A 6257-nucleotide genomic window follows, 5' to 3' on the forward strand; every position below is an offset into this window, starting at 1 on the left:
GAACTGGCCCGTACGTACCAGGAGCTGGGGAAGAAGGGGATCGGTGCGGTCTACCGGGGCGACCTCGGCAGGGACATCGTCTCGACCGTCGACAACCCGCCGGTGGACCCGGCTTCCGGGTGGAAGGCACGTGCGGGCAAGCTGTCCACGAAGGACCTGGCCGCCTACCGGGCGAAGTCGCAGGCGCCGACCGAGACGTCGTACCGCGGGCTGAAGGTGTACTCCATCGCACCGTCCTCCTCCGGCGGGACCACGGTCGGTGAGGCCCTCAACATTCTTGAGAACACCGACCTGTCGAAGGCCGGCGAGGTGCAGTACCTGCACCACTTCATCGAGTCGAGCCGGATCTCCTTCGCCGACCGGGGGCGCTGGGTCGGCGACCCCGCCTTCGAGAACGTGCCGACGGCCGGGCTGCTGTCCCAGCGGTACGCCGACGAGCGGGCCAAGCTGATCAGTGACGACGCCGTGCTGACCAGCCCGGTCGCACCGGGCGACCCCAACGACCCGGGCTCGACGGGGACGGCGGCGCCGACCACGTACGAAGGGGAGAACACGACGCACCTCACCGTCGCCGACAAGTGGGGGAACGTCGTCTCCTACACGCTGACCATCGAGCAGACCGGCGGCAGCGCGATCACCGTTCCCGGGCGGGGGTTCCTGCTGAACAACGAGCTGACCGACTTCTCGTTCGTTCCGGCGAACCCCGCGGTGCACGACCCGAACCTGCCCGGCCCGGGCAAGCGGCCGCGGTCCTCCATCTCGCCGACGATCGTGCTCGACAAGGCGAACCGGCCGGTGGTCGCGGTGGGATCGCCCGGTGGGGCGACCATCATCACCACCGTGCTCCAGGTGCTGACCGAGTTCCTCGACCGGCATCTGCCGCTGGTGGACGCGATCGCGGCGCCACGGGCTTCGCAGCGCAACGCCGCGAAGACCGAGTTGGAACCGGCGCTGTACAACGATCCCGTCCTGCGGGGGAAGTTGGAGGCCATCGGGCACTCGTTCTCGTTGAACCCGGAGATCGGGGCGGCCACCGGGGTGCAGCGGTTGCCGGGTGGGAAGTGGCTGGCGGCGGCTGAGACCGTGCGGCGGGGTGGAGGGTCGGCCGCCGTGGTGGATCCTGCGCCGTAGACGCCGGTCCGCTCCCCTAGAGGGTCGCCTTCTGCGGGCGGAATTCCAAGCGGCCGTCCGCGGTGTCCACGGTCACTTCGCTGCCCTCCGTGATCGTGCCGTCCAGGAGCAGGCGGGACAGCTGGTTGTCGACCTCCCGTTGGATCGTGCGGCGCAGTGGTCGGGCGCCGTACTCCGGCTGGTAGCCGTGTTCTGCCAGCCAGTTGACCGCCTTGTCCGTGAAGTGCGCGGTGATGCCCTGTGCGTGCAGCATGCGGCGGGTGTTCTCCAGCAGGAGTTCGGTGATCTGGCGCAGCTGCTCGCCGGTGAGCTGGCGGAAGACCACGATCTCGTCGATGCGGTTGAGGAACTCCGGGCGGAAGTGCTCCCGGAGCGGGCGCAGCACCTGTTCGCGGCGGGCCTCCTCGGTCGCCGCCGCGTCCCCGGAGCCGAAACCGATGCCCGCGCCAGGCCTGTTGATCATGTCCGAGCCCAGGTTGCTCGTCATCACGACGACCGTGTTGGTGAAGTCCACCGTGCGGCCCTGGGAGTCGGTCAGACGGCCGTCGTCCAGGACCTGGAGCAGGATGTTGAAGACGTCCGGGTGGGCCTTCTCCACCTCGTCGAGCAGCAGCAGCGAGTAGGGGTGGCGGCGGACCACCTCGGTGAGCTGCCCGGCCTCCTCGTGGCCGACGTAGCCGGGCGGGGCGCCGACCAGGCGGGAGACCGTGTGGCGTTCCTGGTACTCGCTCATGTCCAGGCGGACCATCCGGTCCTCGCTGCCGAACAGGACCTCGGCGAGCGCGCGGGCCAGTTCGGTCTTGCCGACACCGGTCGGGCCGAGGAAGAGGAAGCTGCCGATCGGACGGTTCGGGCTGGCGAGCCCGGCACGTGAGCGCAGCACCGCCTCGGCCACGGCCGCGACCGCCTCGTCCTGGCCGATCACCCGCTGGTGCAGATGTGATTCCAGGCCGAGCAGCCGCTCCTTCTCCTCCTGGGTGAGGCTGCTGACCGGGATGCCCGTCCGGCGGGACACCACCTCGGCGATCGCCTCCGCCGTCACCTCCAGGTCCAGTCCCTCGTCCGCCCGGTCCTCGCCGGAGAGTTCGGTGATGCGGGTCTTCAACTCGCCGATGCGGTCGCGCAGCTGGGTGGCCCGTTCGTACTGCTCGTCGGCGACCGCCTGGTCCTTGTCCCGGACCAGCTGCTCGATCTCGCGCTCCATCGTCCGTACGTCGCTGCCCTTGGTGCGCGAGCCGAGGCGGACCCGGGCGCCGGCCTGGTCGATCAGGTCGATCGCCTTGTCCGGCAGCCTGCGGTCGGTGAGGTAGCGGTCGGAGAGTTCGACGGCGGCCACCAGCGCCTCGTCGGTGAAACGCACCTGGTGGTGTGCCTCGTAACGGTCACGCAGGCCGCGCAGGATCTCGATGGTGTCCGGGACCGTCGGCTCGGGCACCAGGATCGGCTGGAAGCGGCGGGCCAGCGCCGCGTCCTTCTCGATCTTGCGGAACTCCTCCAGCGTGGTCGCGCCCACGATGTGCAGCTCGCCCCGGGCGAGGGCCGGCTTGAGGATGTTGGCGGCGTCCATCGCTCCGCCCTCGCCGCCGCCCCCGGCACCGACCACGGTGTGCAGCTCGTCGATGAAGACGATCAGCTGGTCGGAGTGGGCCCGGATCTCGCCCACGATGGTGTTGAGCCGCTCCTCGAAGTCGCCCCGGAAACGGGTGCCCGCGACCACGCCGGGCAGGTCGAGGGCGAGCACCCGGCGCCCGGAGAGGATGTCGGGCACGTCGCCGTCGGCGATCCGCTGGGCGAGGCCCTCGACGATCGCGGTCTTGCCGACTCCGGCGTCGCCGATCAGCACGGGGTTGTTCTTGCCACGCCGGGACAGCACCTCGATGGTCTGCTCGATCTCGTCGTCGCGCCCGATCACCGGGTCGATCCGGCCCTGGGAGGCCAGTTCGGTCAGGTCGCGGCCGAACTTGTCGAGGGTGGGCGTGCCCGTACGGCGCCGGGTGTCCGCGCCGGGGTGGGAGCGGTCGGTCTCGGGGGCGTCCGGCGGCAGCCCGGCGGCGGCGAACCGGGCCGCGTTCAGGATGTGCCCGGCGGCCGAGTCGGGGTTGGCGGCGAGGGCACCCAGGACGTGCTCCGGGCCGATGTACCCGGCACCGCCGGCCCGGGCCAGGTCGTGCGCGTCCAGCAGGGCCCGCTTGACGGCGGGGGTGAGGGACAGCGAGGTCGGCGGGGGCGTCTCGCCGGGCGGATGCTGGACCGGGCCGGCCCGGTCGTCGATCTGGTGGGCCAGCGAGTCGGGATCCGCACCGGACCTGCTGAGCAGGGAGCGGGTGGGCTCGGCCGCGAGGGCGGCGCGCAGCAGGTGCTCGGTGTCCAGGTCACGGCTGCCGTGTTCGGCGGCGTACTGGGCGGCGTCCCTGACCAGTTCCCTGGCGGGCTGACTGAGCAGCCTCCCGATGTCGATCTGGCGGGGTCCCTGGCGAGGCCCTCCGCCGCCGAAGAAGCGGGCGAGGAACTCGCCGAAGGGGTCCTGTCCGTAGTCGCCCGGTCCGGGGTAGCCGCTGGTCATGAGCGTTCGTTCCGTTCCGGCGTCCCGGCGCCTGGCGGGACGCGCTCGCTGGTCGACGTGCCGGTCCACGCGGGTGCCCCTGCAGGGCCCGGTCACACCACCTTCGCACGCCCGCTGATGGGGGGCATGTCCAGTGGCGGTGACCGGCGGCGGTGGCCGACGGCGGCGGGCAGCGGGCGGCGGACGGACGGGCGGAACGGCAGCGGTCCGAGCCACCGACCGGGCCTCTCCGCGGCTCCCTGCCCGCCGGACGGGGCCGGGCAATGACGGCCTGCCCGCGCTCGGCCCCGCCAGCCGGGTGGGCCGCGGCAGGGGTGGCGCTTCTGCGCCGGGCGGGCTCCGAGCGGAGGAGGCCTGCCCGCGCTCGGCCCGCGTCGCCCGCACCCGGGCCGGGGACGAGTTCCACGGCCTCGGGGCTTTTCCCGGGGCGGCCCATGTCACGGGCGCTCTCCTCCGCCGGGCGCGGGCCGGGCGGAGGCGGCCTGTCCGCGGTCGGTCTGCCCGAGGTCGGCTGTCCGAGGTCGGTCTGCCTACGGGGCTGGGCATGTCACGGGCGCCGCTCCTGGGAGCCCGGGCGGAGCCGCCGGGTGGGCCGGGGGAGCGGCGCCGGTATGCGCGCGCAGCCGCCTGCGTCAGTTCTCCGGGTGCCGGGCCGTCAGGATCCGCGGCCCGGCCTCGGTGATCGCCACCGTGTGCTCCGCGTGGGCCGCACGGGAGCCGTCGTCCGTGCGCAGGGTCCAGCCGTCGGGAGCCGGGTGGTAGCCGTCCCGACCGCTGCCGATCAGCATGGGCTCGATCGCGATGACCAGGCCCTGGCGCAGGGGCAGGCCACGGCCGGGCCGGCCCTCGTTCGGTACCCCGGGGTCCTCGTGCATGCGGCGGCCGATGCCGTGTCCTCCGAAGTCCTGCGGGATGCCGTAACCGGCCTCCCGGCACACCCGACCGATCGCGTGCGCGATGTCGCCGATGCGGTTGCCTACGACGGCCGCCGCGATCCCGGCCGCCAGTGCCCGCTCCGCGGTCTCCACGAGCCGCGTGTCCGCCGGCCGCGCTCTGCCGACCGTGAAGCTGATCGCCGAGTCGCCCACCCAGCCGTCGAGTTCGGCGCCGCAGTCGATCGAGACCAGGTCGCCGTCGCGCAACCGGTAGGCGGTCGGGATGCCGTGCACGATCGCGTCGTTCACGGAGGCGCAGACGACGGCGGGGAAGGGGGTGGGCGCGAACGAGGGCCGGTAGCCGAGGAAGGGGGAGGAGGCGCCCGCCTCGCGGAGCACGTCCCGGGCCACCTCGTCCAGCTCCAGCAGCGAGACGCCGACGCCGGCGGCCTTCCGTACGGCCGTCAGGGCCCGCCCGACGACCTGCCCGGCCGCGTACATGGCGTCGATCGATGTGTCTGTCTTCAGTTCCACCATGCCAATTAATATACCGGCTTATTCGACCGGAGTAGAATGACGGCATGGTGCGCACCCCTCTCACCCCGGAAGAGCGTGAACGCGGCGAGCGGCTCGGACGGCTGCTGCGCGAGACGCGCGGCGCGCGGAGCATGACGGAGGTGGCCGCCGAGGCGGGCATCTCGGCCGAGACGCTCCGCAAGATCGAGACGGGGCGGGCCCCGACCCCCGCCTTCTTCACCGTGGCCGCGCTGGCCCGCGCGCTCGGCCTGTCGATGGACGACCTGGTGGCGCGCTGCGCGCTGGTCCCGGTCTGACGCCCCTCGGCCGGAGCCGGGCGATGAGGGCTCTGGGCGCCCGCTGAAAACTCCCCGTAGCACCCGCGTAACACACCTGGTGTTGCCTACGGAACCGGAGTGTTCCGGGCCGGCGGGAGTGGGACGATGACGGTGGATCAACTCCCGGGACGGGGGCGGGAGTTCGCGAACTACCTGGACGGATTGCTGGCGCGCCTGGACCAGGGCGGCGGCTGGTGTGCAGTCTTCTGGCGGCGCGACCCGGAGGGCATGCTGGCCTGCCTCGGCGGGCGGGAGGTGCCGCCCTGGGACGTCGTGGCGGCGCTCCTCCAGGACCTCGCCACCACCCACGGCCCGGAGGCCGCCGCGCGCGAGACGGAGCGGGCCCGGCCGCTGCACACGGATGCCGTCGCCGCCTACGACGCCAGGCCGGGTGCCCGGCAGGACCTCGGCGACCGCCTCGACGCCATGCTCCGCGAACAGCACCACGCCGCCGAACGCCTGGCCCGGCTCGGCCGGGCGCTCGGCTCCGCGCACTCCCCGCAGGAGGCCGAGACGCTGAACCTCGACCTCGCCTGGGCCCACGACGACCACGAACGGGCATCGGCCCGGTGCACCGAACTCCGCGCGCGCCTGGCCCGTCTGGACGCCGCACCGACGAACGGGCAGTGGTCCCGAGGGGAGACCGGCGGGGGTTCGTCGCGCGACGGCGCGCCGTACGGCGATGACGCAGGTCCGCCGTACCGCGCCGACGCACCTGCCGGTGCGGCGCACGGCGGCGATGACCGAGCGCCGCGCGCCGCGGGTGGAGGTCTCCGAGGAGGACTCGGACTCGAAGAGGAACAGACGCGGGTAGGCCGCGTGCAGCGCGTCCAC

The 6257-nt window shown here is 73.0% G+C and carries 4 protein-coding genes and 1 pseudogene; 3 read left to right on the forward strand and 2 right to left on the reverse strand.

What is annotated here, in order from left to right:
• The coding region (locus ABZ646_RS37695) for a gamma-glutamyltransferase (protein WP_360529538.1) at positions 1–1131 on the forward strand (1131 nt) is incomplete at its 5' end.
• A 16-nt stretch (positions 1132–1147) separates the two neighbouring features.
• Here the strand turns inward: ABZ646_RS37695 and ABZ646_RS37700 are convergent.
• Positions 1148–3694, reverse strand: coding sequence for an ATP-dependent Clp protease ATP-binding subunit (locus ABZ646_RS37700; RefSeq protein WP_360529541.1), 2547 nt, complete (start codon positions 3692–3694; stop codon positions 1148–1150).
• Between the two features lie 632 nt (positions 3695–4326).
• On the reverse strand, positions 4327–5106 hold the full coding sequence (gene map / locus ABZ646_RS37705) for a type I methionyl aminopeptidase (RefSeq protein WP_360529544.1): 780 nt from the start codon (positions 5104–5106) through the stop codon (positions 4327–4329).
• Between the two features lie 44 nt (positions 5107–5150).
• Here map and ABZ646_RS37710 point away from each other — a divergent pair, with 44 nt between their 5' ends.
• A complete protein-coding gene (locus ABZ646_RS37710) occupies positions 5151–5402 on the forward strand; it encodes a helix-turn-helix transcriptional regulator (RefSeq protein WP_360529547.1) in 252 nt (83 codons plus the stop codon).
• 126 nt (positions 5403–5528) lie between these two features.
• Positions 5529–6257 (forward strand): annotated as a pseudogene (locus ABZ646_RS37715) (hypothetical protein); the annotation flags it as partial.

Source organism: Streptomyces sp. NPDC007162 (assembly GCF_040634175.1).
Taxonomy (GTDB): domain Bacteria; phylum Actinomycetota; class Actinomycetes; order Streptomycetales; family Streptomycetaceae; genus Streptomyces.

Excerpts from the sequence above, each read along its gene's own strand:
- ABZ646_RS37700 (WP_360529541.1), bottom strand. The coding sequence starts at position 3,694 with ATGACCAGCGGCTACCCCGGACCGGGCGACTACGGACAGGACCCCTTC.
- map (WP_360529544.1), bottom strand. The coding sequence starts at position 5,106 with ATGGTGGAACTGAAGACAGACACATCGATCGACGCCATGTACGCGGCC.
- ABZ646_RS37710 (WP_360529547.1), top strand. The coding sequence starts at position 5,151 with ATGGTGCGCACCCCTCTCACCCCGGAAGAGCGTGAACGCGGCGAGCGG.